We start from the raw sequence: 25658 nt of genomic DNA, 5'->3' as shown, positions 1-25658 counted from the left end.
CCCGACGATTGGCGAAGGCCATTGCTTCAGGAAGGCCGTGGCCCCGAAGAAGCGGGCTCGGCTCCGGCGAGCGGGGCGTACTCCCAGTGCTCGACTTCCCGGGAGACCGTCTCGGCGCGCCAGTTCAGGCGGCGCCCTTCCGCCGGATATGCCGCCTGCACGGCGGCGACGTACCCGCGGGCGGCATCGGCGAGCGTCCCTGCATTTCCGTCTTCGTTCCTTGTCGCGTCCCGCAGCACGGCCCAGGCCGTGATCACGCCGACGGGCTCGAGGTGGATGCGGTCGCACAGGGCGTCGGCCGCCCGCTTCACCCGGTGGCGGAACACCGGCGTCTGGTCGTGCACGTAGGAGAGGACGCTCGGATCGAGCACCTCGACGTATCCCGGCAGGATGTGACGGAAGGTGGACGGATCGTCCGGGTCGTACTCGCCTTCGCCGCGGCTGGCGGCGGCCAGGACGTCGTGGACCGCGTCCGCACGCACGATCTGCTCGGCGCACGGATAGTCCGCGTCGCTCGGGACGCCGAAGTCGTCGGTCGTGCGCACCTTCACGCGGCGCGCGCGCTCGCCCCAGGCCTCCTCCAGGAGGTAGACGGGCTCGCCCGAGCGGACCATCACCTCGTTGCCGATCCACAGGGTCCGTTCCGCGAACGCGTGGATGGCCGCCAGCACCCGCTCGCGCCCGGAGACGCTGACGATCACGTCCTCGACCTCGTCGGCCGGCGTCACGCCCGCGACCTCCCGATTGCGCGCGCCCCCGAACTCCCCCAGTTCGCCCGCGCCCCCGAGGAAGACGTTGTGCGGATGTTCCCGGTCGGCGGCGAGCGCGACGGCCCCGTGCGGGGTCAGCACCTTCCTGTCGGCGTCGGACCAGGGCTCCTTCCGGATGGCGGTGCGGTAGAGGTGCCCCTCGAACAGTCTGAACTCGACGACCGGCGCCTCGGCGTCCGGCCGCGTGCCGAGCGGCGTCGCTTGGTGCCACCGCAGCACGACGGGCGCCTCGTGCTCGGCGGGGGCCGCGCAGCGCACCATCACCTGGTCGGCCACGTAGTACGGCCGGTCGGTCCTCTGCCGGGGCAGCCTGCCCCGCATCGGATAGGCGTAGGAGACGGTCAGAATCATGTGCGGGGTCCGATGGCGGGGCGGGTCGATTCGACCACGGGCGACAGCCGCCAGAGATCGACGGCCTTGCGGATCGATTCCGCGGGTTCTGCCGATCCCGCGGCGGCAAGGGCCTCGGCCAGCCTGCAAGCGGCCTCGGCGAAATCCCGACCCGAAGCGACGTCGGGCAAAAGGTCCCGCACCCGGGTCCATTCGACGATGGCGGCCGACGGCAGATCCGCGAGGTCGCGGCCGACGCTCTCGATCGTCCAACGGAGGGCCCGCTTCAGAGCGGGGAACTGATCGTACGCGTGCCTGAGAACGGAAGGGTCCAGCACCTCGACGACGTTGAGGAACCGATCCGCGAACGTCGCCGGATCCTCCGCGTCCCACTCGCCGTCGGGCAGGACCGCGGATAGGACGTCGACCAGATCGTCGGCGCGGAAATGCCGGCCGATCTCCTTGATGCCGGATCCTTCGTCGTCGATCTCGACCCACGCGGTCATCCGTCCCGCCTGCGAGTCCTCGTAGGTCTTGTGGCCGATGGCGTAGAGGGGCTCGGCCGATCTCCGCCAGATCTGGCCGTCGACCAACGCGAGAAGGGCGGCGTTCCGCGCGACGAGGGCGCGGCAGACGTCCTCGTCGGAGCGCTCGACCGCGGCGAACGAGGCTCGGTCCCCATCGAGCAGGGATCTGCGCCCCCAGTAGTCGGGTCCGTTGCCACTCCAGCTGCGCAGTCCGAGGCCGACGACGAAGGGGTTGAAAGGCCCCGCCGCCGTCAGCGCGATCTCGGCGAGCCCTGCGGCCTTCATGACGGGGCCGCCTTTCCTCGCCGACGAGCCGTGCGCCATCTCGAAGGGGCGGATCAGCCCGTCCCCATGGCGGCGGAACTCGAGGGGCACACCCGCGGGGCGCGTCAACCGCAGGACCGCAGGTCCGGTCGGCACGTCCGCCACCTCCACCCAGGTCGTGCATGCAAGCCGCACGTCGTGGAACCTCCGTTGGCCGGGAAGCTTGGCGCTGGCATAGGCCTCGAAGGCGACCTCGATCTTCATGGCCTCGGCCCCGTCGCTTCCGACGCGTGCTGGGCCGGGTTGGCCTCGTACTTGTCGATCTCGCGGCGCCAAGCGTCTGCCCGGCGCAGGCCCTCGCCGACCTCCACTGCCTCCACGAAGGAACGGAACGGCTCGAGCAGCTCTTCCGGACGCGCGTCGGGCGGAAGCCGGCGTCCGAGCTCGGAGTAGACCCGAAGCACGGCCGTCGATGCGCGCGTGTAGTCGTAGCCGTCCCATGCCTTGCGCACGGCCTTGAGGAAAGCCGGCCCCTGGTCGTGGCAATACCTGATCGCCGAAGGAATGTGGATCACGGGAAGGTGCGGAACGTGCGGCCCGAAGCTCGCCGGATCGTCGGGATCGACGTCGAGACCGAGCGAGAGCAGGGCTTCGGGCAGCTGGTCGAGGCGGAAGTGCCGTTCGCAGTCGAGAGGGCCTACCTTCGCCTCCAGGTTCTTCCGCCAGCCGATGGTGACCTGCGGGGGATTGAACCGGTCCTCGGGCTCTGCGACGAGCAGGAGTTCGTCCTTCAGCTCCCGCCAGAGCCTGCCTCCGCAGATGCGCACGGGTTCGGCTCCCCTGGCTGCGAGCGCGGCCATCTCGGCCTCGTCGCCCGGATCCCGAGGGTCCAGCTCCAGCAGCGCTTCCATCTCGCGGCCGAAGGTCGGCTCCCTCTGCGGAAGGTGGCGACCGATGGCCGACGTGCAGCCGCCGGCATGGTGGGCGATCACGTTGTCCACGGTGGCGTGCCGCTCGCCGCCGTAGCCGAGCATCGGCGGATACAACGAGCCGCCGAGGTATCGGATCTCGTCGCCCGGCCGATACTCCCCGGTCCTCATGTCGCGCGTCAGCAGTTCGAACGCGACGGGAAAGTCCTCGGCCGCGACCTCCTCGAGACGGACGTGCGTGCTTCCACGAAGGAACGCGGGCTTGAACTTGCGCTTGCCCGGCTGCCTCGCGCCGCGGGAATAGACGAAGGGAACCTCGATGATCACGGCTTCAGTCCTTCGACGGCGGGAGCGGGCTCCTCGGGGATGGGGGCGAGCCTGAAGGTTTCGATCTCGGTCGCGATGTCGGCCTTGCGTTCGGCGACGTGCTCGGCCCAGAAACCGTCGTCTTCCCGCTTCGGCGCCAGCGTGGCCGCGTACGCCTGGAGGAGATCGCAGACCTTGCCGGCGCGCGCGCCGCCCCGCATCGCGTCCCGGAGATCGGCGTAGGCGATCATCTGCCCGCGGGGAGCTCCGGCGATGTCGCCCTTGTCGGACTCCAGGATCTGGGCTGCGAACTTGAGGAAGGCCGGCCCCTGGTCGGGGCGATAGGCGAGCGCGGACGGATCGAGGATCTCGACGGGCTCTGCGACCACCTGGGAATAGGTCTTGGGATCGTCGTGATCCCAGCCCGCGTCCACGGCGCCATGCGCTTGTGCGGCGCTCAGGACCTCGGCGATCTGATCGACCCGGAAATGCCGACGCACGTCCCGGTCCGCAGGCGCGATCGCGCCTAGGACCTTCGTGTCGACGTAGCAGCTCCGCATCTGATGGCCTTGGGCGCGGTCGTACCAAGTGTAGGGATGCAGCTCGTAGATCGGCTCGGCGTCCCGGGCGCGACGGAAGACGAGCCCGTCGACCACCAGAAGGCCGGCCGCCTTCTCCCGGATCTCGGCCGCGACAGCCTGCTCCTGCGACGAGTGGAACGCGGCGCCCGGCAGATCCTCGGCCGTTTTGGGATCGTCCGGTCGGCTGCGGTACCCGTAGCCCTCGCCGGCGAAGAGAGGGTTGTCGCGACCGGAATGCCCAGCCCGCGCGGCTTCGACCATCTCGTCGAAAGCGACGGGGCGATCCGGCTCCCTGGCGTGCGAGACGAAGACGGGCGTGAACAGCGCGTCGCCGCTCCGTCGGTACTCGATCGGAGGTCGTCCCTCGTCGCCGTCTGCCGATCGCCGGTGCCACCGCAGCACGACGGGCGCCTGCTCCGCCGTAACGCCGGCGACGTCGACGACCACCGACGATCCCAGATGCAGATCGACCGGCTTGCGCTTGCCCCTCGGGGTGACGGACGCCTCGTAGACGAAAGGCACTTCGACGATCATGGCCTCGGCCCCGCGTCGGCCGCGGGCTCCCTCTCGTTGATCGGGCTCATGCGGTAGGTCGTGGTCTCGGCGACGATCTGCCGTTGCCGCCAGTGCGGACCGTCCGCTGCCGCTCCCGCGGCGAGGACCTCCGCATAGTGCTCCAGGAGGCTGCAGATCTCGTCCGCTGCGACCCCCGCCTTCACCGCGTCCCTGACGGCCGCGTAGGCGACCATGGTCGCAACGGGCGCATCGGCGATCCCGTCCTTCTCGCGCGCCACCAAGCTGGCGGCGTAGGCGAGGAGCTTCGGGCCCTGGTCGGGCTGGTACCGGAGGACGCCCGCGTCGAACACCTCGACGAACTCGCGGAACCGCCCCCGGTAGGTGGCGGGATCGTCGAGATCGATCTCGGCCGAGCCCTCGTCCTGGCCCTCGAATGCGCCCAGGACCTCAAGCACCTCGGGAATCTGGTCGACCCGGAAGTGGGTGCGTACGTCCCGGTGGTCGGGCTTCACGCTCCCGAGCTTGACCGTCTTGAGATGGCCATTCGAGAGATCGTAGATCGGCTCCGCGTCCTGCGTGCGCCGGAAGAGCAGGCCGTCGACGGCGATCAGATCCGCGGCCTTCCCGCGAATGCGGGCGGCGATCTCGTCCTCGTCGCTCGACCGGATCGTCATGATCCCGTCGACGTCCCGGGCCCGGCGCCGCGCATCCGCGGGAATGCGGTGGAACTCCTCGCCGGCGGCGAGCGGGTTGAACTTGCCCCGGTACCCCTGACCGGCGGCGGCGACGGCCTCGGACAGATCGACGTGGTGGTCCGGCCGGCCGCTGTATTCGTAGTATACGGGCAAAAACAGATCTCCGCCGTGCAAGCGGTAGTCGAATGGCGGCTGGAGCTCGTCCTCGCGGCCCCAGTTGTAGCGGTGCCAGCGCAGGACGAGCGGCGCCTCCTCCGCGGAGACGGACGCGACCTCGACCATCACCGAAGACATCAGAGTGGTCGGAACCAGCTTGCGCTTGCCGAGGGCCACCGTCTGCGCGGTATAGGCGAAAGGGACTTCGAACATCGGCATGGCGGTCTCCTAGGCGGCGCGGGCGACCGGCAGGGCCGCTGGCTCGTCCTCGGGAGAGAGCTCGAAGGCATCGACCTCGCCGACGACGTGGGAGACCAAGCCGGGGCTGCGGCCCGGCGTCCGATCCATCTCCTCGGCGAACGCCCGGACGAGCGGCGCCACCTCGGCCGCTCCGGCCTTCCGGGTCAGGGCGTCCCTGATGCCGGCATAGGCCACCATGAAGCCGACCGGCTTTCCGGCCAAGCCATCGGCATGGTCCGCGACCAGGGAGCGGGCGAACTTCAGGAACCTCGGACCTTGGCTCGGACGGAACGCGAGTGCCGACGGGTCGAGGACCTCGACGTATTCGCCGACGACATGGATGAAGGACGCCGGGTCGTCCGAATCCCAATCCTCGAAACGGTCGTTGGCCGCCGAGCACGCGACCAGCGCCTCCGCCAACTGGTCGACGCGGAAGTGGCGGCGCACGTCGATCTCCGCGGGATCGTCGGCGAACTGGCTGACCGGAACGGTATGCACGGTGCCCGCGAGGATCACGCCTTCGTCCCGGTCCAACGCGGCCTCGGGGACGATCTCGTAGATCGGCTCGATGCCGGGGAAGTGCCGGTAGACGATGCCGTCGACGACGATCAGGTCCCGCGCCCGCCGGGCGATCTCCGAGGCGACCTCGTCCTCCCAGGATCGGTCGACCTTCATCGTGCGGCGGATCTCCTCGTCCTCGCGAAGAGGACGGCGAAACAGATTGTCGATACCGTCGTAGAGGGGATTGCGGCCGCAGCCGGTGCCGGCCCCGATGATTTCCAGCAGCTCGTCCACGGTCATCGGCAGGCCGAACGCCTCATCGCGGGCGACGAGGTAGCCGGAGAACAGGCGCCCGTCGTAGTACCGGTAGTCTCTGGCCGGCGCAGAAGCGGAGGCGCCCGGCACGCCACGATGCCGGCGCAGCACGACGGGCGCCTCCTCATCGGTCGGACCGTCGATCTGCACGGCCATGCGACCGGCGAAGGAGTAGTCCTCAAGCTTGCGCTTCCCCTTGGGCGCCCCCGAGACCTTGTAGTTGAAGGGGACTTCGACCAGCGGCATCTCCGCCTCCTACGGCTTCGGGCCGGCAAGGGCGGAGGCGTCGGCCACCGGAGCGATCCTGAACTTCTCGATCTCCTCCCGGAGCATCTTCGCCTCGAAGGCATCCCGCTTGAGCGCGTCGCAGAGGACCTCCGCCCGATCCGCCACCAGGGCGCCCGGCTCGCCCCGCGCGGCGGCGTCGCGCAGTTCGCCGAAGGCCAAGAGGACGGGGATGGGTTGGTCCGCGAGCGTCTTGCCGAGGTACTCGAGGGCCCGCTTCACGCCCGCCAGCAGCTGAGGCGTCTGGTCGTGCCGGTAGGTCAGGACGTGCGCGAAGCCTTCCCGCACCTCGACCCAATCCGGCACGTACGCGACGAAGCTCGCCGGGTTCTCGGGGTCGAAATCGAGTTCCCGACGCGAGAAGCGGGAGGCGATCGCCTCCAGCACTTCGGGCAGCTGGTCGGCCCGGAAGTGCTTCGCTACGTCCATCGGCGGATGAATCGTGTGCAGCGGCACGACCTCCGCCCCGAGATTGTGCTGGAAACGGCCTTGGCCGACCACGTACATCGGCTCGCTGGTCTCGCCGTACATCTTGCCGTCGACGAGGATCAGCTTCCCGGCCTTGCTGCGGATCTCCGCCGCGACCGCGTCCTCCTCGGAGGAGGACACGATGAGCGCGTTCCCGAGGTCGATCGCTCCGTCGAGCTTGGTCTCGTAGTCCCACCAGCTCCGACGGGCGCCGGCCTGGAGCAGGTTGGCGGCGCAGTCCTCGCGGCGGGCGACGGCGTCGAGGAACTCCGACCGGACGATCTGGGAATCCGGCTTGTCGTAACCGTTCTCGAAGTCGACCGGCCGCCAGAGCCGGCCGGCGAAGAACCGGAAGTCGCGCGCGGGGTGCTGGAAACCCTCGTCGCCCCAGCGCCCGCGGCGGTGCCAGACCAGGGCCACCGGCGCCTCGTCGGCGTCGGGCGAGGCGATGGCGACCGTCACGGTCGTCTCGCGGATGTAGTCGCGGTCGTTCCGCTGCCCCTTCTTCCTGCCCTTGAGGGCGTAGCCGAAGGGGACCTCGATGAGCGTGTCTTTCATGACGCGGCGATCCAAGGGGATGCGGTCTCGGTCGGCCGGGCCGCGGAGACGCGTTCGAGGGCCTCGTCCATCTCCTCAAGCACCTGCCGGAGGGTGTGGACGTCGCGCTCGGTGTCGGGGTCCTCGACGATCGGGCGCAAATTCTCGACGACCCGCCCGACGGCGTCCACGAGGAGATCGTGCCGGACGACCGAGGTCGAGAGCATGTCCCGCAGATCGAAGGCCGCGTCGACGATGGGACGGGGAAGGTCCGTGAGATGTGCGCTCATGTGCCGGACGGCCTGCCGCGCGGCGGCCGAGAGGGCGAAAACCTCGTCGTCGAGCCGCAGGAGGTGGGGCGCGAGGAGCTCGAAGCGTGCCGAAACCTTCACGTCGTCCGTTGGACCCCCCGCATAGGCGGCCGCGAAGGCGACGGCGGCGTCCAGGCGGTCCAGCCGGAACACGCCTCGTCCGGCCGAGCCGTCCAGGACGTCGTCGGACCACGCGAGGACGACCGTCGGCCTGCCCACCGGCCTACCGATCCGCTCCATGTACAGGCGTCCCGGCAGGCCGGCATCGTTCATGCCGGCCACCAGCACGGGCTCGCTCCTGCGCCGGCAGAAGGCACCGTCCACGAGGGCGAAACCGGCGATGCGCTTCTCGAGCCGCCCGACCCAGCGGCGGCGGTCGTGCGACTCGATCGCGGCGACGGCCGCCTTCGAGAGATCCACCGTCTCGGTCGGCCTGTGCACGCCCCCTGCGAGATCGAATTCGTCGCCGTCGGGAACGGCGAACACCCTTTGCCGCTCAAGCATCGCACGCAGCGTGTCGGGAGAACCGGGGCGGCCGGCCACCCGGCGGTAGAAGCCGCCGTCCGCGCCCAACACCTCGCTCGTCGTGGTCTCGTGGTCGCCGGCGAAGGCGGACCTGAGCGTCGGCGCGTTCCATCGGCACACCACCTCGGCGCCGGTCAGCTCGAGGACCTCGAACGGGACCCGCTCCTGGACGATGCGCAGACGCTCGGCCCGCTCGCCGTGGAGGCGGACCTTGGCGCGGTATCTGACGTCGACTTCGACAATCATGCGGTTCGGCCTGGCGAGATCCGGACGCTGCCTCGGGCGAGGCCTTGAAGGCATGATCGGGCGCACCCCCGAAAATCGGAAGCGCCTTCCATCATGCCGACGCCGGAGCGAGCAGATCGGGTGCCGGCGCGACGAACATCTCGTGCCGCAATACGCCGGCCCTGAGTCGCGCGGCCGCTTTCGGGACCTCCGTCCGGAGGACCGGCGGTATCGCTTCAGGGTCGATCTCCTCCAGGACCGACAAGGCCCGACGGACGAGGACGATGCGGTCCTCCAGCGGCTCGAGCCGCCGGGCGTCGCGAAGATCCAAAACCGCTTCGACCCCCGCCCGCGGCAGCAGGAAGGCCGCCGTGGACAAGCGGCGGTACGCCTCCCCGGCGGCGGCCGCGACCGCCACATCCTCGTCGTCGTGAACGAGCAGGTCCGGGCGCAGGACCTCGAGGTCCGGGATCCGCTCGACCAGATCCGGGTCCATGTCCCACCGTGAGGCTGCATGCTCGACGGCGGCTTCCATGCGGTCGAGCCGAAAGCAGTCGGCCGAGTCGGCCCTCGGGTAGGGGCCGACGAAGTCGTAGTGGATGCGGTGGGCGTCGTCGCAGAAGGCGATCTGGGGCGCGCCGTTCGGGATGAGGGCGTCGAGGTCGAATCCTCCGATGCCGGGATTGATGCTGGAAACGGCCACGATCACGGGCATGGGGGATTCCTCGTAGACCATGCCGTCGAAGAGGGTGCACCGGGAGGCGACGTAGCGCGAGGCCGCGGCGATGCGGGCTTCGCGGTCGTCGCCGTTCCAGCGCCTGACCGGCGCATCGGGCGGCAGCGGCTGGGACTCGTTGACCACCCTCGGGCCCTCGAGGACGTAGTGCGCGTCGGCGTTCTTCCAGGCGCCCAGCAGTTCGCCCTCTCCGAACTCGTCAGGAAGGTCGGCTTCGGACAGCATCCTGGCCGACAGCCGCCAGACGGGACGCCAGAACCTACCCTCGTGGAAGAGCGTCGAGATGGTCTGCCCCCCTGCAGCGGCCCAGGGGGCCTTCCGCCGGCAGACCTCGACCGCTTCCGCGCGCGCCACCTCCGGCACCCGGACGGGAACGGTCTCGCGGAAGAGGTGGTCGCGGGCGGTCCGCATGCCGTGAAGAAGCGCGCGGCCGCGCCAGCGGACGGGCAGGTCGACGATCATGCGGCGAAGCCAGGCGCCGGAAGTTCGGGTGCGGGCTCCTCGGCGAGGCTCTGCTCCGGGTAGAGATCGAAATCGGGCCGCGCCGTCTCGCACTCCCAGCGGCGCACGAGAGCTCGATAGGGAACGACCCACCGAGAGTATCGCGACAACGGTCTCGCCTCCGTATCGAACGGAATGCCGTGAACGAGACGGCGCATCGCGTCCACGGCCGGCTCCAGAGCCGAGCGGTCGCCCTGTCCGAGGAGGGCGACGGCATCCCTGAGGTCGGCGTAGATCATCAGGCGGCCGCGGCCGAAGCTGCGGAAATCCTCCGCGTTCAGGTCGCGCTCGAGGCGCTGGACGAGCTTCGGGGCGAAGTGGGCGAACTCGGGCAGGTGAAGCGGAGCGTCGCCGATGACGTCGATGGAACCGGACACCTCGGGCGTGCCGAATTCGGCGGCATAGGCCTTGGCGTCGTCGAGGCGGTCCGCGCGGAAGAACTGCTTCCTGGTACCCGTGTCGGACCCGAGGTGCCGGCAGAAAGCCTCCCGGGCCTCGCTCCCCTTCTCCGGAAAGCCGAGGTGCCGGATGTCGCCCACGCCGTGCCAGCGGTCGGTGTCGAAGGTCCGGCCGAGGATCGCGGACACCTTCGCTCCGTCGACGACCCACAGGGGCTCGGCCGTCCGGTGATGGACGATCCCGTCCACGAGGACGAGGGCCTCGGCCTGCATCAAGGCGTGAACACGCGTCCTCTCGAGATCGCTCGTTCCCCAGCGGGCGCGCTCGCCGTTTGCCAGATCGCGGGCTTGGCAGTCCTCGATGGTTTCGAGCTTGTCGCCGTCCCGGTAATGCAGATCCCGGCGGATCAGGGGATTGTCGAGGGCGTCCACCGTCGCTTCGCCGAAGAGGCGGGGCAGGTCCTCTTCTCGGGCGGGATCCATGACCAAGTCGTCGCCACGTCGGCGCCGGGCGAGAACGGGCAGGAACAGGCGGCCGTCCAGCACGCGGAAGCCCAGTCCCTCCCCGTCCCGCTCCGCCCCCGCGGAGAAGCGCAGGACGGGCGGAGCATCCGATCCTTCGAAAGATCGGATCGGAAGAGCGACGAGTTCGCCCAGCCGCCTCTGCACATGGTTCTGACAGCGGTAGGGGATGACGTGCTGCGTGTAGGGCAGCCGCGCGACGTAGGTCCTCGTGTCCATGGAATGCGACCCTTCCTGGCGCCAAGGTGGCCCGGCCCGCCGAAAGCCGCAATCCGAAGGAACGGAAAACCTGGAAATGCGCCCGCGGGACGCTTGCGGCGGCCGCGCTTCCGGGTCATGGTCGGTCTTGCAAGTCCTTGCGGCGGCTCCTCGGAGACGCGTTGGAACGACTGCAGCCTCCTACCAAAGGCTCGGGCCCGCTTCGAGAGAGGCGGGCCCTCGTGCTTTTCGCGGTTCCTTCGGAGCTTTCCGAGGCCCATCCGAAAAATTCGGCTCGGAACGCCGGAATTTGGCGTTGTCCCTTGCATGCCCCTTCTCCACTCTTCGGGGAGTAGAGGAACTTCCGGGTCGAGGAGCCCAGGGAGGGAGGCCATGGACGAGCTCAACAACGGATCCTTCACCGCCGAACGGTTGTCCGGCCCGGAGTACCTGAAGAGGGTCAACGAGCTGCTCTCGGGACGCTACGGCGTGTCCTACTCGGCCGACGAGCTCTGGAGGGACATCCACGGCTGCCAGCCCGGATCGGAGATGGCCAAGCTGAAGAAGGCGATCCAGGACGGCGAGACGCCCGAGAGGTTCGTGCGCACGCTCGCGGACGTCAGCGGCTTCCGCCCGATCGACCAGATGCCGGGCGCATCCCACGACGCGGCCAGGAAGTTCAACCAGATGAAGGCCGGCCTCATCGGCTTCGCCGATCAGGAGCGCTTCGAGGGCGACGCATCCTGGGCGATCGGGCTCGACGGCACGGTCTACAAGCAAGGCTCCGACGGCGTCGCCAAGATGGAGCCCCGGCAGACCGATCGCGGCTGGGACTACATGGTCAGCGAGGCGCCGCAGGGCCTGCTGGAGAACACCGGCGCGGGCGCCCTCCTGGACCTCGTCGCGGATTTCCAGCCCGTGGCTTCGGGGCCCGACATCGGGGACGCCTGGGACAACTTCCTGAGCGCGCGTCCCTCCTACGGCCCAGGCGTGCCGCAGGACGAGGAGACCTATCGCCCGAGGGCCTGACCAAGCTGAAACGGACGAGACGCGTCGGGGCCCTTCGGGGCCCCGATCCCGTTGGGGGTCAGGGCGAGATCCGCAGCCCCGCGCGCCGCAGGCCGGCCTCTATCCCGCCGCCGTCCGGGGCCAGGAGCACGACCTCCGTTCCGCCCGCGCCATCCCGCAGGGAGAGGACCTCGATCCCCTCGGCCGCGAGGCGCGCCACGGCATCGTCACGGTCTTCGACGGACAGCACGGCCCTGTATTCCTCGCCGCCATCGGCCCTGTGCCGCCAGCCGGAGATGCGGACGCTCTCGGAACCTCGCCCGGACGGCTCGCCCTGACCCGTCCCCGCTGCCGACGGCCGCAGGCCGACGGCGTCCTCGGCGATGGATCGTGTGACGGCCAGCCTGACCGCACGCGCATCCGTCAGATCGCCTAGGGGGACGCGCGTCCACTCCGTCGTACGGCCGTTCCTCCAGATCGCGACGGCCGCCTCGTTTCCTTCCCGGACGGCCAGGGCGACGGCGGGCGCGCGGTACTTGGCGGCCAGATGCCGGAAGGCGCGGCCGTCGAAGGATTCGAGCGCCTGCGCAGTCGCGATCGAGGCGTCCTCCGCATCGCCGGTGACGGGAACCGCGCGAAACCGGCCGAGGTCCGTCGGCACGCGCCAGATCATCCCCCAGGGATCCCTCCTGTCCCAGGGCACCAGACGCCCCGAAGCCGCGCGGACGGCATGGACGACGAGGACCCAGCCGGCTCCGTCGGGAACCGCGCGTCCGGACGGCGGGCGGTCGGCGGCCGCCCGTACGCCCACGCCCTCGACCGTCACGTCGACGAGAGCCGTCAACAGCCCATCCGCGAACCGGACGTCCCTCACCACGCCGTTCGTCACGACGGCCGAGGCCGGATCGAGACCCAGGCGGCGGGCCGCCTCCTCTCCGGCCGCCCGTACCGCCAGCGCCCTCCCCTCCGCGGCCGAACGCGTCCCGACGGAGATCTCGATGCCGGAGACCTCCTGCGCCGATACGGAAAACGCGATCGACGCCGCCACTAGGCCGGCCAGCAGAACGATCGTAGGCTTCGTCATGACCTCGCTTCTCCGCAGCCTGCGCATCGCCCTCGTCCTGCTGTGGGGTGCCGCATCGGCAGCCTCCGCGCTTCCGCTGGGCGTCGTCGGAGACGAATCCATCATCTCGACCATGGGCGAGCTTTCATCCATCCAGGAAGGAATGGAAGGCCCTCGGATCTGGATTCTGTTCGCGGCCACATGCGAGAAGTCCGTCGCCATGAAGGAGGTCGTCGCGGCTTCCCCCACGAAGCTGCGCGTCGCCTGGGTGCCGGCGCCGGTCGGGGGCGGCAGGGACCCGGCGACAGCCCGGCTGGTCGAAGCGGATCTCGAAGGAATGAAGGCCGCCCTTTCGGGCGACACCTCCCGCCTGCCCCCCGCCGGAGCGGCCGCCGAGCGGCAAGCCCTGTCGATCGAGACGGGCCTTTCGCGCGCCATGTTCCGCGCCACCGGCCGGTCGCTGGCGACGCCGACGATCGTCTACCGCGACGCGGACGGTCTGGTTCGCGTCGTGCGGGGGGCGGTCGGAGCCGATCTGTTCGCCCGGATCGCGGCCGACGCCCGGTAGCGCCGATCGCGGTACGGGTGGCGTGCGAGAAGAGAGGTGCACGCGGCGTCCCCTCAGGCTAGGTTGCCGAGCGTTGTCGATCGGGAGATGCCTGCATGGACGCTCGGCTGTCGTGCGGAACCCTCGTCCTTTTCGCGCTCCTGTCGACGGGGGCGTCGGAAGCCAGGGCGCAGGCGGGCGACCCCAGGGCCCGCTGCGCCGCAGCGGGCGACGACGACAGACCCCGGCCCCTTCCTGCAGAAATCGCCCAAGCCGCCCGACGCGTCCTGAATCTGACGGCCGAACCGCTAGAGGATCTGCGGCGAACCACCGTGTACCGCTGCATGGGCGGCCGGGTGTGGCTCTGCAACAGAGGGGCGAACATCGTCTGCGGCAAAGCCGACGCGTCCAGTGCAACGGCGGCAGTCGCAGCCTTCTGTCGCGAGCGGCCCGGCGAGGATGTCCCCATGGTGGTGACGGGCCATGCGACGATTCACTCCTGGCAGTGCATGGGTGCTGAAGCGCGCATCGTTCGATCCCTCGCGCTGGACAGGCGCGGGTTCGCATCCGTCAATTGGACGCGGCTTCCCTGAACGGTCGACCACCGCCGGCATGTGCTGCCGCGTTGTCGCGGCACGATCAGCAGAGCCGGCAGGTGCAGCGCGTCATCGCGGCTTTCGTAAGCTGGCGAGCCTTCCGAAGGCAGCGAGCTGCCGCACAGGAGAGACAGCTCCGGCATCTCGGCGGCTGGCGCATGTAGACACGTAGACGGCTTCATGGCGTGGGACGGATCGTCTGCTTGCCGATCGCAGCCGACGAATTCGGCGTGATGAATGCTCAAGAGCAAGCGCCGCAGAAAAGCTTTTCCACGATCTCGGGTGGTGCTCACGTTTTGACTCAGCCTGGGAGGAGAGCGGGCGTAAGGTCCTACGGAAGCTGCATGGGGCGTCGCGGCTTTGGAAGGTTGCCGATGAATTGAAACGCTTGACCCTTGTTTGACCTTTTTTCTTTTAGAGGCACTGCAATCGCTTTCACGAAGTCGCCCATATTTTCGCTCAGCTTGGTATAATTGCCTGCCGACCATGGCGCAGCGCAGATCGTAACAGCATTACCACCAATGGCGAAACTCTTTTTCAGTAAATCTGCCCACCACGCAATTTTGCAGGGGATCGATTGGCGGATTTCTTCGAGAAGCTTAGGCTCGACTTTCCGTTCAAATACGATCTTTCCCGACTGATCCAGGCTGTATCCGTCTTTGGTTTTTGCTTCGACGTCGTCCGCCAATTCAGCGAGATAAGCCCGGAAGCCGTCGCGGTACGACCCTGTAAACTCTCGGACTTCCAATATCTGCTCAGGCTTCAAAGCTGCAAGCTGAGGGGCCCTTTTTTGGATAACCGCCTTCAAGACGGAAGATCCAAGCCCAAGAGTGGAGGGCCGACCTTCTTCGGTAAACGCGATATCTGGGGGGTCCCTTCGGCATAGAGGGCATGCATAGCAATTGCGACTCGCCCCTCCAAGACGTCGCTCGTCGAGATACGGCGCTTATTGGGGCCAAGTTTGAGGCATATCATGCTCTCTATGTCACGCGGAAGACTTTGCGCAGCGATCGGTGCTGGGAGTACGTCTAGAACACCTGCATCGAAAAGCTCTTTGTTGGACTTTTTCCAATCACGATACCATCTGCGTTCTATCTCTCTGTATCCCTCATTATCAAAGCTTATCCTCATTATTTCTTCGCAATTGGGATCGTGGTCGTATGGGTGGGGCAAAGAAATCTTGTCGTAAAGTAGCGAGAGGATCGTCAACGTCTGAGGGTTGTCTATCATCAGCCCGTCGATGTAGGTGCAGTTCTCAGACATGACTGCCTCCATATGCATATCTTCTCAGTCTGGCGACCATATTGCCACGACAATGTAAGTAAACATTAGTTAATTCATCAATAATAGCCTAATCTGTAAGCTGGCACAACGAGTGCCTTGAGCGGGTCGGAAGCGACCGCTCGTCGGGGCGGACAACCGGACGCTCGCCTTGACGGTTTCAGAGCGGGAGGACCCGTCGAAAGCGGGCGATCTACACGAGTGCCAGGAGGGACGAAGCTACGTATCCGAAAGCAGCGTAGCGCGGTGCGGGCGCTGGGCATGTCGCCGGCGTCGAGGAAGTGACCCGTCTCCAGGATCGGCAGGCTGGAGCGCGACTCGAGCTGGTCGAATCGTCCGGATTTCGGCGCGGAGGGGGGGACGATTCGATGCGCGGCCTTCCGATGAGGAGAGCCGAATGCCGTTCGCCCTGTCCGCCGATCTGGGTGCGCGCGTCGTCACGGCCATCGAAGCGGGAGCCTTGCGCCGAGAGGCGGCGCGGCGCTTCGAGGTCAGCCCAGCCAGCGCGGTGCGCTGGCCTGAGACCTTCGTGCAGGAGGGGCGGACACAGGTAAAGCCGATGGGCGGCGATCGGCAGTCACATCCGAAGGTATCGGCCCTCGGTAGGTCAGTGCCTGATCACTGACCTGATTCGCGAGTTCGCTGTATTATAGGCGGATAGTTCGCTTGCGCTCAGTAGGACGGCGGACTGAAGGAGTCGTAGGTCGGCATGGGTTTCGCGCCCCAGGCATAACCCGGCTTCTGGACGCTCACGCCCTTGTCGCGGATGAACGCCTCGATAAGGGCTTTGTCCTCGGCCGATTCGCCGAGCTTCACGCCCTTGTTCTGTCGGGGGTTCGGAAACCGGAAATTCCGGGCTCCCGCATGGGGCCGCCGGCCGGTCGCGGCTTTGCGGACGACGGGCGCGGACGGAGCTGCCGCGAGAGCCTGTGATTCAGACATCGACGCCTCGGAATGAACGGGAACGATGAAACGGAGTGTCGGTCGGCACTGTCTGCGCCTGCACCCGACAACGAATGAAGCTCAGCCATTGAAGGAATGAAAGGGGGGGCCGCCAACAAAATCGGACGTCGCCAACGCGGAATTTTGACCCCGGTTCCTACGAATTTCAGAGCAAATGCGCTCAACTTCATGATGGTGAACGATTTTTTACCGGACGGCTTCGGCAGGTTGCGGCTCCTTCGTTTTCGAGGCTAAGGTCGAGGGACGAAGGAATGGAAACGCCTATGGCTCATTTGCAACAGCGCTTCTCAGGCACGGCCCGATGCTGGGCGGCGTTTCCCCTGACGAGGTTGCGGAATCTGTTCCGTCAGCCTCCGCTCGACACCGTCAGGCTGCCGATCGCATCCACGAGATCGGTGATGCCGCGCGATACCTTCCGCGGCGGCATCACCGATCTCGACGCCCGCGATCAGGGCGCACCCATATGGTTCACCAATCCCCCGTGCCGCTCGGGCACTCCCTGATCTTCGCGGAGCGACCTCGGTCATGGCGAAACTGCCTCTACAGCGAACGCGCGGCCTGCGGGACCGCGACGAGCTCTCGGACGAGAACCTCGTCCGCGACACGCGCGGCGTGATCAGTCAGCTCATCGATTTCCTCGGCACGCCGCAGAACATGACGGTCGCTCTCGTGTGCCTCGCGGTCGCGGCCTTCCTCTTCTACGGCGTCGGGGATCTCATCCTCATCGTCGCGCTCCTCCTGGCGTGGTACGGCCTGACCCGTCGGGAGGAAGCCGCTCTCAAGCTGCCCATCCAGTCCGAGCTGATGGATCCGGTCGAGGGGGGCTCCGGCAAGCCCAAGAAGGCGGCGGGGATCTTCTTCATCGGCAACGACAAGATTTCCGGCAAGGAAGTCTGGTTGACCAACTCCGATGCGCGCACACACTTCATAGTATTGGGGACGACCGGCGCAGGTAAAACCGAGACGCTTCTCGGATTTGCCGCAAACGCCCTCTCGTGGGGGTCGGGATTTCTGTTCGTCGACGGCAAAGGCGACGTCAGCCTCTACGCCAAGGCCTACGCTCTGACGCGGCGCATGGGCCGCGAGGACGACCTCCTCGTCATGAACTTCATGACAGGCGGCACCGACGTCTCCGGGGGCTCGGGCGGCGTGTCGCGCTCGAACACGCTCAACCCGTTCACAAGCGGGTCGTCCGATCAGCTGACCCAGATGTGCGTCAGCCTGATGGACGATGCGGGTGGCGACGGCGCGGTATGGAAAGGGCGCGCCGTCGCCATGCTCGGCGGCATCATGCGGGCCCTCGTGTGGAAGCGCGACCAGGGCGAGATCGACCTGAACATCGGCATCATCCGGGACTACCTCAGCCTCGACAAGATCATCGAGCTGGCAGCGGAGGAGACGCTCCCACCCAACATCAAGAACGCGATCGTCAAGTACCTTGCGCAGATCCCAGGCTTCGACAAATCGAAGGGGACGAAGCAAGCGCAACAGACGATGGAGCAGCACGGGTATCTGCAGATGCAGTTCTCGAAGGTGCTCGCGACTGCCGCGGACGTCTACGGGTTCATCTTCATGACCCCGTTCGGCGAAATCGACATGGCCGACGTCGTCCTCAACCGGCGCATCCTGATCGTGATGCTGCCCTCGCTCGAAAAGTCGCCCCTCGAGACCGAGAATCTCGGCAAGATCGTCGTCGCGAACCTCAAAGGAATGATGGGTCAGGCGCTGGGCGACAGCCTGACGGGAACCTGGAACGACGTTGTCGAGAAGCGGTCCACGAGCGCGCCCTCCCCGTTCGTCACCATCATGGACGAGGTCGGCTACTACATGGTCGAAGGAATGGACATGATGGCGGCCCAGGCGCGAAGCCTCGGGTTCTGCCTCGTCTTCGCCGGCCAGGACGTCAACGCGATGAAGAAGAAGAACGAGAAAGTCGCGGACGCGGTCATCTCGAACTGCAACACCACGATCGCCATGAAGGTCGAGGACCCCCAGGCCACGGCCGATCTCATCATCAAGAAGGGCGGCAAGGGCCTGCGCGCGTTCTCGGCCGGCTACGACGCGAACGTCGGCGAGATCGGCATGCGCTACTCGGACCGGAACTCGGCCGAGATCAAGGAGGTGGACAAGATCAACTTCCTCGATCTCAAGGGGCAGGACGAGGGCGAGATGCACATCGTCTGGAAGACGCGCCTCGTCCGGGCGAAAGGGTTCTACGTCAATCCGCCGAGCGCGCTCGACGTCAACAAGCTACTCCTCGCGCCCAACCAGTTCCTGAAGGTGTCGCGGCCCAATCCCGAGGACGTCAGCCTGAAGCAGCGCCTCCCGGCCATCGCCGAGACCCTTTCGAGGGCGGACCACGTCGACCGCATGCGCCGGGCGGCGGAGGAGCTGACCTCCACGTTGCAGGAGCGGGCCCGCAAGGGTGACGAGCTGGCCGTCTGCGCGGTCGCCATCGACGTCGTGCGGACCAGCAAGAACCCGCGCGATCGGACCGAGGCGGCCGCCGCCAGCGTCGCCGCGATGCTGCGCTCCCACAAGGCCCAGGCGGCCGAGATCAGCGGCGACATCCGTGCCCTGGACGCCCTCAGGGCCTTGGACGCCCCCGCAGGTGGGCTCGGCCCCGGCCTCGGCGCGATGCCGGGGCGCTCGCCGCAGCGCCCTGGGCTGCCTCAGGGCGGCCCACCCCGCAACAGGCCGGCCCTGCCCCCCGAAGGATTCGAGCAGCGGTACCCTGGCGGCCCGCCGGACCTCCTGGACGATCCGCCGTTCGGCCATCCCGACCCGCGCACGCGGCGAGGGCCTGCCCGGGAACGCCCGCCCTCGTTCGACGAGATGGACGAGCGGGACCTCGGAGCCCCGGTCATGCACGAGCGTCCGCCGGAGCGGCGCATGCCGAGCGCCGGAACGCGGGAAGCCGACCGGCACGTCGAGCACGCGGTCGACGTCGACGAGGACAAGCACGTCAACCTCGCGGAGGACCTGCACAAGAGCGAAGTGATGGTGCGGTTCCTGGCCGCGATGGACAGCCAAGGCACCAAGGACGCGAACGAGCGGGAGATGGAGAGCGCCGTCAGCAGCCTCCACGGTTTCCGGCCCGCGTCCGCCACCGCCGAGCCGAACCGGAACGAGCGGATGCACGCGAAGCGGATCTCCGACGCGGCGGCCGGCCTCGGCCCTTGGCCCGTCGAAGAGGCGCCGGCCCCAGTCCGCGAACTCGAAACGGTCGACGCCGGACCCGGCCGCGCCGCTCCGGAGCTTCCGACCGCGAAGCCCGCGAAGAAGGTCGAGGAGGCGGAGAACATGCGGGACTTCATCGATGCCCTGCTGGCGGACGATCACAACGACGGAAGGGAGGACTGAGGCATGGTCCAGCGGCGCGTGGGCGTGGCGATGGCGGGGGGCAATCCCGTCGAGGGCAAGCAGCAGGAGGACGGCTTCTACAGCACGCCGGAGGATGTCTCCTGGGCTTTCCTCGACTGGCTCGAACGCACGGGGATCGTCCCCGGCGTCGTTCCTTCCGGCACCCCGTTCCACGAGTGCTGCTGCGGAGACGGCCGCATGGCAAGGATCCTGGCCACGCGGCATCCGGTCGTGGCCACCGATCTGGTGGACCGCGGCTACGGCGACGAGCACGGCCCCGGCTGCGACGTCACCAAGCTCGATCGGCTCCGCTCGCCGGTGGTCGTGTCCAATCCGCCCTTCTTCCTGGCCGACGCCATGCTGGAACGTCTGCTCGCGCAGGACTTCCTCATGGTGGCGATGCTGCTCAAGACCACGCACTTCAACACGCAGGGGCGCATCCCGCGTTTCAGGGGCACGCCGCCGGCCTACAACCTCGGTCTGACTTGGCGACCCGACTTCAGGAACCTGGGTCGACCTACGATGAACTGCAACTGGTTCGTCTGGATCCGGGGCAATAACGATCTGCCCAGGTACGATGTTCTGGAACGGCCGGCCCTTCCTCCCGGGATCATGCCTAAGCCGGCCCGGCCGCCGAATGCGGGCAGACGTGCCCGCGAGGAAGCAACGACCGCGACGCCTTCGGACGTGGTCGATCGGGTCGCGCTCCTGGATGCGGCCTGAACGGGACCGGCCCGCCGTGGCTTTCGCGTCCTAGCGGACCGGCGCGGTCCGACCTATCGATCGCCTGCGCGACGTGGCGGGCCGGCGAGCCGCGACCGGAGAGCCGTCGCCGATGCTTTCGGGGGGATCGACATGGCGACTTCGATGGAAGCCCTCGGCGCAGGTGCCGACGACGGCATGCTCGTCGACGTTGCGGTCCTCTCCGGTCCTTCGGCTCGGCGCGCCGCCCTTGAGGAGAAGTTCGCGGACGTGCGCAGCTTCGTCCGCATGGCCCGCGGCACGATGATGATGGATGGCCTCGGCATCGAGGACGCGTTGCGCGGGATCTATCCCGATGCCGGCAGGATCATGGTCGAGATCGGGTCGCGCCCCGGCTGCGAGCGGATCGCGGTTCTGTTCGCGCTCTGAACGGGCTCCGCCTCAGGCCTGGATCCGCGAGTTCTCTCCCGGCTCCTCCCGGACGAACAGCCTCAGTCCCTGGACACCCTGCCGCTTGAGGATCTTCAAGGCCGCGGCTTGGCAGGCGACGTGCAGGTCGCGCTCCCATCGGCCCATGAACTCGTGGTCGATGACCAGCACGTCGCCCTTCGCCTCGGGGTGATGCTCCGCGAACCACTGCATGAAGGGGTTCGACCTCGGAGGCTTGCGCAGAAAGGCGTAGCCGACGACGCCGTGGCAGGGCGTCAACGTGTCGGCCTCGGCCACGTCGAAGAGCTTCTCCGGGTGCCTCGCCAGCCAGCTGCGGCCGGCATCGGTCGCGGCCTGGGCCGCCTGCCGGTAGACGATCTCGTAGAGACGTTCGAAGCCGCCCGCGTTCCTGCGCGCCCGCTTCTCCTCCTTCGCTTCGACCGCCTTGTCGATGGCCTCGCTCGCCTGTCCCCTGTTGAGGCCCAGGGCGGAATGGTCGCGACGCGTGAGGCGGTAGAGGGTCGCGAGCTGCTTGCGGGTGGCCGGCAGGAGGTCGCGCCTCGAGAGGCCCACGTTGTGGTAGCGTCCGCCGTCGCCATAGCCCATGCAGCTTTCCTCCGTATGCACCGGCAACTGCTCCGTATGCGCCGGCAGCATAGAGAAGCCGCTCCGGAGGGGGCAAGATCCGATTCGCCCGCGTGCCCCGCACGGCGTCAGCCTCGGGGCACGCGCCCGTCCTGGGAGTAGACGACGGGCACGAACCAGCGGGCCTCCTCGCGCAGGATCGCCGAGATGCGGGCCCAGGAGCCCCCCGCGTATCCGGTTCCGATGAAGGGCAGCGCGACCACGGAGAAGCCCTCGCGGCGCGCTCGGTCGTCCACCGAGCGGAACGCGAGCCGCACGGCGTCGTAGTCGACGTAGACCGTACCGACGGCGGCATCGTGCCCGTAGCGGCCCTGCGTGATGCAGTTGACGACGACGTGCCGGCCGCAATCGACGAAGATCGTCTGGCCCAGGCGCAACCCGCGGGCCCGGTGTTCGGCGCGGTACGCCTCGCAGGCCGCGGGGTAGGCCGCCTTGATCTGCTCGGCGACGCCGCGGCCGAATCCCCCGGAGGCGTTGCAGCCGTGCAGGATGTGGCGCTCCCGCGCGTCCAGGAGACTTCCGTGCCGGATCTCGATCGTCATCGCGGCGCCCGCCCGAAGAGCGGCCGTCGGCGCGCGGCGCGCTTCCGCCTTGCGTCGCTTCGTCCGATGATCCTTCCCGAACGGAGACGCCGATGCGCAAGGAACTCGCACACCTGATCGCGACCGTGCGCGACCTCGGCATCCGGGCGACCGGCCGGTCCGCTCCGCACTGCATCGCGGTGGGCTCGCCGACGGAGACCTTCCCCGAGCGCCTCCTCCGGGTCGCGGAGGCGCTTCAGGCCTACGACGGCGCGGAGGTCGCCAAGCCGGGCCAGCACGAGCTCCTGGACGACCCCGAGAAGCTCCGGCGCGGCCTCGATGCGGTGCTGCGCTTCATGGAACTCAGGGGCTACGACGTGGAGGGCGCTCTGGACGCGGCCGCGTCCGCCATGGAACTGAAGCGCCGGAACCGGGGCGCCAAGCCGATTCCGGTCCTCCGCCCCCGCGCGTGGCGGCGCGAGAGCGCTTTCTCGCCGACCTTCAACCATGCGTCGACGCCATGGCATGCGGGCGCCGCGCACGATCCCAAGGCCGCGCTCGACCGCCTGCGCGGTCATGCGGCGGCGGTGGAGCAGTCGCTCGACATGTTGGGGGCGGCCAAGCCGGCCCTGGAGGATCCCCTCGGGGCCTGCCGGCAAGGGGTCAGCGCCCTCTGAGGCGGTCGTGGACCTCGATGCCGCCCATCGCCACGACGACGGCGGCCGTGGCGGCGGAGACGGCGAACAGGTGCATCCACTGTTCCGGCGATGCGGTGTCGAGGCTCCCGAAGAGAGACGCGGCGGTCACGAACTGCCAGCCGGCGGCCACCCTGAGCTGGAACAGGGCGGGGCGTAGCCACGCTCCGACGGCCGCGTAGGCCGCGAAGGCCACGGTGGCCGCGAAGGCCGTAAGAGATCCGCCGCCGAAGCCGGCGAGCAGCTGCAGGATCAGGACGACCGGGAACACGGAGTAGATCCAGGCCATCTCGGACGCGGCGGTCAGCGCGCCGGGCGTGCGCGCAGCCCTGGCGGGAGCCCGTGGGGCGGCCTGCACGAGAGACGCCGGGGCGGAGGGCGCCTGCGGGACGGCCTCGGGTCCGGCCGGAGGCCGGGGGATGCCCGGCCGCGCCCGCAGGAAGGCCGGGATGTCGAAAGAGGTGCCGTCGCTCTCGGGGGCGCCGGCGACGGAGGCCGGGGGACGCTGGGGCGCGGGACCCGGGAACGGATCGACCGGCGCGGCGAAGGCCGGATGCCGTCCGTGGAGGCCGCCCGATCCGTCCCCGCCATAGGCTGGGTGGAGAGCGTACGCATCGACCGGCGCCGCGGGGCGAGGGGCTTCGTAGGCCGGATGCTCGGGCGGCAGCGCGCCGGCCTCGCGATGGCCCTGCCCTGACGCGGCATAGGGCTGCGCGGGCAGGAACGGCTCCCGGGCCTGGACCGGCGCCGAATGGCCGAGCCTGTCCAGGCTGCGCCTTAGGAAGGCCTGCAGTTCGTCCCCGGGCGGACCTTCGGCCAGCATACGTTCGGCCACGCCCGGATCGACGAAGGGCGCGAAGGTCTCCTCGCCCTCGTTCCGCGGCGTGCGACTGCCGTGCCCGTCGGCATGGCGCTGGAACGGCAGGATTGCTGCGGCTGATGTCATCGTTTGGCTCGCGGGATGCTGTCGGGTCTCATGTGCTCCGGCCGGGCGTCAGGCCGCGAGGCCGCCGCGGGGGTCGGAGGAGCGCTCGGGCTGGCCGAACTGGGGCTCGAGCCGGGGGCGCATGCCGTGCTGAGCCGGCGTGATGCGGGTGGCCGCCGCGGCAGGCTGCGCGGCGCGGGGCGCGGACGGCTGGGCGGTCGGGGATTGCTGGACGGGGGCGGGCGCTGCGGGCACGGGCTCCGCGGGCGCGGCCGGGCGCGCGAAGAGCGGGCCGAAGCCATGCTGCACCTCGCAGAGCCATTTCAGCAGCCGGTGCTTCTCGGTGCGCTGGGAGAGGTCGTCCAGGCCGAGCTCGCGCGCGATGTGCGCCTCGCGCTGCCAGACGTCGAGGACCGACAGGTTGTGGGCGCGGCCGTACTCCATCAGCTGGCTGTCGCAGAACGGAACGTCCACGCGGAGCATGCGGCCCTCGCGCCGGTAGGTCTCCAGTTCGAGGAGGTCGGGGTTGTCCTGGTAGGGCGTGAAGCCCGACGCGTGGTCGATGCCCCACATGTCGTTGAAGACCAGGACCGGGGTGACCCGATTGCCCAGGGTGTCCATGACCGTCTCGACGGCCTGCCTGGCGGAGCGGAGCGACTGCGCGTCCGGGATGGCCACGGCGAGGAAGCGGAAGTGGATGTTGCGCTCCGCGGCGAGCTCGGGCACGGCGGTCGTGCGCATCCAGTCGAGGACCGGGGTGGTGACGTTGGCGCCGAGGTCGGTCAGGCTGTCGCCCACGCACCACCATTGGAAGACGGGATTGAAGTAGCGCTCCATCGCGCGGCGGTCCCGCGAGATCGAAGAGAGGTCGGGAGCCGCGCGGAGCGAGAAATTGACCCGCTCCTTCATGGTGGCGTGGAGCTTGGCCTCGTTGTCGATCTCGATGACGACGAGGGGATCCATCTGCTCGCCGACCTTCTGCATGGACTGCCGGACTTGGCCGTGCGCCGAGATGTAGAGGGTCGCGATGAAGGACTTGCCGATTCCGCCCTTGTTGGAGCCGATCAATGTGCAGATCTTCGGTGCAGGCGCTTCGGTCATGCTCGTTCCTTTCGCGTCGTCGGAGCGTACCGGGAGGCGCCGCTTCACCGCCGTAGCATGGTCCACCTTGCACCTGCCAAAGGAATGGGTCAACCATTTCGTTGGAGGGTCCCGCCGCCTTCGAAGGAATGAAAAGAGATGGAGCCGAAGGATTACGCGACGGTCCGGATCTTCGCTTCGCCGGAGACGGCCGACATCTTCTTCGGGCGCGGCGACGCGGCGACGAAGGCGGCCGTCAAGGCGCTGGGGGCCCGGTTCATGCCGGACAAGCGGTGCTGGCGCGTGACCTTCAGGTTCGCGAGGAAGTCGGCCGAGGATGTGGCCGCCGCCGTCGAGGCGGCCCTCTACGAGGCGGCCCCGGAGACTTGGCGCGAGCGGGTCGGCACGGTCCGGCGGGACCTCTGCCTGTCGCGCCGCTATACGCTCCGTGCGGCGATCGGCGGACTGCGCATCTCGGTGCCGAGCGACCACCCGTTCGCCTATTTCCTGCGGAGGCACGACGGCGTCGAGCAGGAGCAGAACGCCTTCGTGGTGCATGCGCGGCACGCCCAGAGCGCGGAAATGGCGCGGCACATCAAGCGGCTACTGGCCGACGACGTCGGCCTCGTGCTGCGCGTGTTCGAGCCCCTGGTCGGTCGCAGGCTGACGGGCGCCTTCGTCGGCGGACGCGACGAGCTCGTGCGGCTCGGCGTCGTTCCCGGCTCGGTCGTGCACGCGGACACCTCGTTCATGTCGATCGTGGACGAGGCGGCGCTGGCGCCCGACGTGGCGGTCTGGCCGCTCGAAGTGCTGGACTGCGCGCCCGCGGGGGACGCGCACGTCGTGAAGGTCGCCTACCTGGAGGCCGAGGCCGCCGTCCGGGCCCTCAAGCGCCGCCAGATGCGGGACGAAGAGCAGCGGCAGCCGCTTCTGACCAAGGCGAACGCGGTGGACAGATGGTCCCGGCGTTGAGCCGGCCGCTTACGCTCCCCGGACCGTGCGGC

The 25658-nt window shown here is 68.5% G+C and carries 26 protein-coding genes and 1 pseudogene; 9 read left to right on the top strand and 18 right to left on the bottom strand.

From position 1 onward, the window contains the following. Window positions 1–26: 26 nt before the first annotated feature. The 10 genes from MFF56_RS06000 to MFF56_RS05955 all read right to left on the bottom strand — a co-directional run bounded on the left by MFF56_RS06000 (window position 27) and on the right by MFF56_RS05955 (window position 10857). Window positions 27–1121: a DUF8359 domain-containing protein gene (locus MFF56_RS06000; RefSeq protein WP_238229697.1), complete on the bottom strand. Its 1095-nt coding sequence runs from the start codon at window positions 1119–1121 to the stop codon at window positions 27–29. Further along, window positions 1118–2155 carry a DUF8359 domain-containing protein gene (locus MFF56_RS05995; protein ID WP_238229696.1) on the bottom strand — a complete coding sequence of 346 codons (1038 nt, stop codon included), beginning with the start codon at window positions 2153–2155 and terminating at the stop codon, window positions 1118–1120. The genes MFF56_RS06000 and MFF56_RS05995 overlap by 4 nt, the downstream gene beginning before the upstream one ends. Further along, a complete protein-coding gene (locus tag MFF56_RS05990; RefSeq protein WP_238229695.1) occupies window positions 2152–3147 on the bottom strand; it encodes a DUF8359 domain-containing protein in 996 nt (331 codons plus the stop codon). Before MFF56_RS05990 ends, MFF56_RS05995 begins: the two co-directional genes overlap by 4 nt. After that, window positions 3144–4241 (bottom strand): DUF8359 domain-containing protein, encoded by a 1098-nt coding sequence (locus MFF56_RS05985; protein ID WP_238229694.1) that lies wholly within the window; start codon window positions 4239–4241, stop codon window positions 3144–3146. The genes MFF56_RS05990 and MFF56_RS05985 overlap by 4 nt, the downstream gene beginning before the upstream one ends. After that, entirely contained in the window at window positions 4238–5287 is a 1050-nt protein-coding gene (locus MFF56_RS05980; RefSeq protein ID WP_238229693.1) for a DUF8359 domain-containing protein, read from the bottom strand. Before MFF56_RS05980 ends, MFF56_RS05985 begins: the two co-directional genes overlap by 4 nt. A 15-nt stretch (window positions 5288–5302) precedes the next feature. After that, window positions 5303–6376, bottom strand: coding sequence for a DUF8359 domain-containing protein (locus tag MFF56_RS05975; RefSeq protein ID WP_238229692.1), 1074 nt, complete (start codon window positions 6374–6376; stop codon window positions 5303–5305). Between the two features lie 9 nt (window positions 6377–6385). Beyond that, window positions 6386–7441 carry a DUF8359 domain-containing protein gene (locus tag MFF56_RS05970; protein ID WP_238229691.1) on the bottom strand — a complete coding sequence of 352 codons (1056 nt, stop codon included), beginning with the start codon at window positions 7439–7441 and terminating at the stop codon, window positions 6386–6388. Beyond that, on the bottom strand, window positions 7438–8502 hold the full coding sequence (locus MFF56_RS05965; RefSeq protein WP_238229690.1) for a DUF8359 domain-containing protein: 1065 nt from the start codon (window positions 8500–8502) through the stop codon (window positions 7438–7440). The genes MFF56_RS05970 and MFF56_RS05965 overlap by 4 nt, the downstream gene beginning before the upstream one ends. 91 nt (window positions 8503–8593) lie before the next feature. Then, complete coding sequence (locus MFF56_RS05960; protein WP_238229689.1) at window positions 8594–9679, bottom strand: DUF8359 domain-containing protein; 1086 nt, start codon at window positions 9677–9679, stop codon at window positions 8594–8596. After that, complete coding sequence (locus tag MFF56_RS05955) at window positions 9676–10857, bottom strand: DUF8359 domain-containing protein (RefSeq protein WP_238229688.1); 1182 nt, start codon at window positions 10855–10857, stop codon at window positions 9676–9678. The genes MFF56_RS05960 and MFF56_RS05955 overlap by 4 nt, the downstream gene beginning before the upstream one ends. 372 nt (window positions 10858–11229) lie before the next feature. Here MFF56_RS05955 and MFF56_RS05950 point away from each other — a divergent pair, with 372 nt between their 5' ends. After that, a complete protein-coding gene (locus tag MFF56_RS05950; RefSeq protein ID WP_238229687.1) occupies window positions 11230–11865 on the top strand; it encodes a hypothetical protein in 636 nt (211 codons plus the stop codon). Window positions 11866–11923: 58 nt separating this feature from the next. On the opposite strand, the gene MFF56_RS05945 is transcribed toward MFF56_RS05950, so the two are convergent. Then, window positions 11924–12688 (bottom strand): hypothetical protein, encoded by a 765-nt coding sequence (locus MFF56_RS05945; RefSeq protein ID WP_238229686.1) that lies wholly within the window; start codon window positions 12686–12688, stop codon window positions 11924–11926. Between the two features lie 154 nt (window positions 12689–12842). Here MFF56_RS05945 and MFF56_RS05940 point away from each other — a divergent pair, with 154 nt between their 5' ends. Beyond that, on the top strand, window positions 12843–13475 hold the full coding sequence (locus MFF56_RS05940) for a hypothetical protein (protein WP_238229685.1): 633 nt from the start codon (window positions 12843–12845) through the stop codon (window positions 13473–13475). A gap of 95 nt (window positions 13476–13570) precedes the next feature. Then, window positions 13571–14047, top strand: a complete 477-nt coding sequence (locus tag MFF56_RS05935; RefSeq protein ID WP_238229684.1) for a hypothetical protein — start codon at window positions 13571–13573, stop codon at window positions 14045–14047. Window positions 14048–14381: 334 nt separating this feature from the next. Here MFF56_RS05935 and MFF56_RS05930 read toward each other — a convergent pair whose 3' ends face one another. Further along, a complete protein-coding gene (locus tag MFF56_RS05930; RefSeq protein ID WP_238229683.1) occupies window positions 14382–14858 on the bottom strand; it encodes a hypothetical protein in 477 nt (158 codons plus the stop codon). Then, window positions 14855–15313 carry a hypothetical protein gene (locus MFF56_RS05925; protein ID WP_238229682.1) on the bottom strand — a complete coding sequence of 153 codons (459 nt, stop codon included), beginning with the start codon at window positions 15311–15313 and terminating at the stop codon, window positions 14855–14857. The genes MFF56_RS05930 and MFF56_RS05925 overlap by 4 nt, the downstream gene beginning before the upstream one ends. A 415-nt stretch (window positions 15314–15728) precedes the next feature. Here MFF56_RS05925 and MFF56_RS05920 point away from each other — a divergent pair. Beyond that, a pseudogene (locus tag MFF56_RS05920) lies at window positions 15729–15914 on the top strand (IS630 family transposase); the annotation flags it as partial. An 89-nt stretch (window positions 15915–16003) separates the two neighbouring features. Here MFF56_RS05920 and MFF56_RS05915 read toward each other — a convergent pair. Further along, a complete protein-coding gene (locus tag MFF56_RS05915; RefSeq protein ID WP_238229681.1) occupies window positions 16004–16147 on the bottom strand; it encodes a hypothetical protein in 144 nt (47 codons plus the stop codon). Between the two features lie 672 nt (window positions 16148–16819). Here MFF56_RS05915 and MFF56_RS05910 point away from each other — a divergent pair. From MFF56_RS05910 to MFF56_RS05900, 3 genes are all read left to right on the top strand, one after another. Then, window positions 16820–19657 carry a type IV secretory system conjugative DNA transfer family protein gene (locus MFF56_RS05910; protein WP_238229680.1) on the top strand — a complete coding sequence of 946 codons (2838 nt, stop codon included), beginning with the start codon at window positions 16820–16822 and terminating at the stop codon, window positions 19655–19657. Window positions 19658–19660: 3 nt separating this feature from the next. Continuing rightward, window positions 19661–20380: a hypothetical protein gene (locus MFF56_RS05905; protein WP_238229679.1), complete on the top strand. Its 720-nt coding sequence runs from the start codon at window positions 19661–19663 to the stop codon at window positions 20378–20380. 132 nt (window positions 20381–20512) lie between these two features. Next, the gene (locus MFF56_RS05900) at window positions 20513–20788 is read left to right on the top strand and encodes a hypothetical protein (RefSeq protein ID WP_238229678.1); all 276 of its coding nucleotides are present in this window, start codon (window positions 20513–20515) and stop codon (window positions 20786–20788) included. A gap of 12 nt (window positions 20789–20800) precedes the next feature. Here the strand turns inward: MFF56_RS05900 and MFF56_RS05895 are convergent, their stop codons facing one another. Together MFF56_RS05895 and MFF56_RS05890 are read right to left on the bottom strand one after the other, a co-directional pair. After that, complete coding sequence (locus MFF56_RS05895; protein WP_238229677.1) at window positions 20801–21394, bottom strand: hypothetical protein; 594 nt, start codon at window positions 21392–21394, stop codon at window positions 20801–20803. Between the two features lie 107 nt (window positions 21395–21501). After that, window positions 21502–21975, bottom strand: coding sequence for a macro domain-containing protein (locus MFF56_RS05890; protein ID WP_238229676.1), 474 nt, complete (start codon window positions 21973–21975; stop codon window positions 21502–21504). 92 nt (window positions 21976–22067) lie between these two features. On the opposite strand from MFF56_RS05890, the gene MFF56_RS05885 reads away from it, so the two are divergent. Next, window positions 22068–22631: a hypothetical protein gene (locus MFF56_RS05885; protein ID WP_238229675.1), complete on the top strand. Its 564-nt coding sequence runs from the start codon at window positions 22068–22070 to the stop codon at window positions 22629–22631. Here MFF56_RS05885 and MFF56_RS05880 read toward each other — a convergent pair. Further along, on the bottom strand, window positions 22618–23595 hold the full coding sequence (locus MFF56_RS05880; RefSeq protein ID WP_238229674.1) for a hypothetical protein: 978 nt from the start codon (window positions 23593–23595) through the stop codon (window positions 22618–22620). The genes MFF56_RS05885 and MFF56_RS05880 overlap by 14 nt on opposite strands. A 48-nt stretch (window positions 23596–23643) precedes the next feature. Continuing rightward, window positions 23644–24675, bottom strand: coding sequence for a P-loop NTPase family protein (locus MFF56_RS05875; RefSeq protein ID WP_238229673.1), 1032 nt, complete (start codon window positions 24673–24675; stop codon window positions 23644–23646). Window positions 24676–24813: 138 nt separating this feature from the next. On the opposite strand from MFF56_RS05875, the gene MFF56_RS05870 reads away from it, so the two are divergent. Next, window positions 24814–25626, top strand: a complete 813-nt coding sequence (locus MFF56_RS05870; protein WP_238229672.1) for a hypothetical protein — start codon at window positions 24814–24816, stop codon at window positions 25624–25626. The last annotated feature ends 32 nt before the right edge of the window (window positions 25627–25658 follow it).

Source organism: Methylobacterium hispanicum (assembly GCF_022179285.1).
Taxonomy (GTDB): Bacteria; Pseudomonadota; Alphaproteobacteria; order Rhizobiales; family Beijerinckiaceae; genus Methylobacterium; species Methylobacterium hispanicum.
This window is presented reverse-complemented; position numbering and strand designations above follow the sequence as displayed.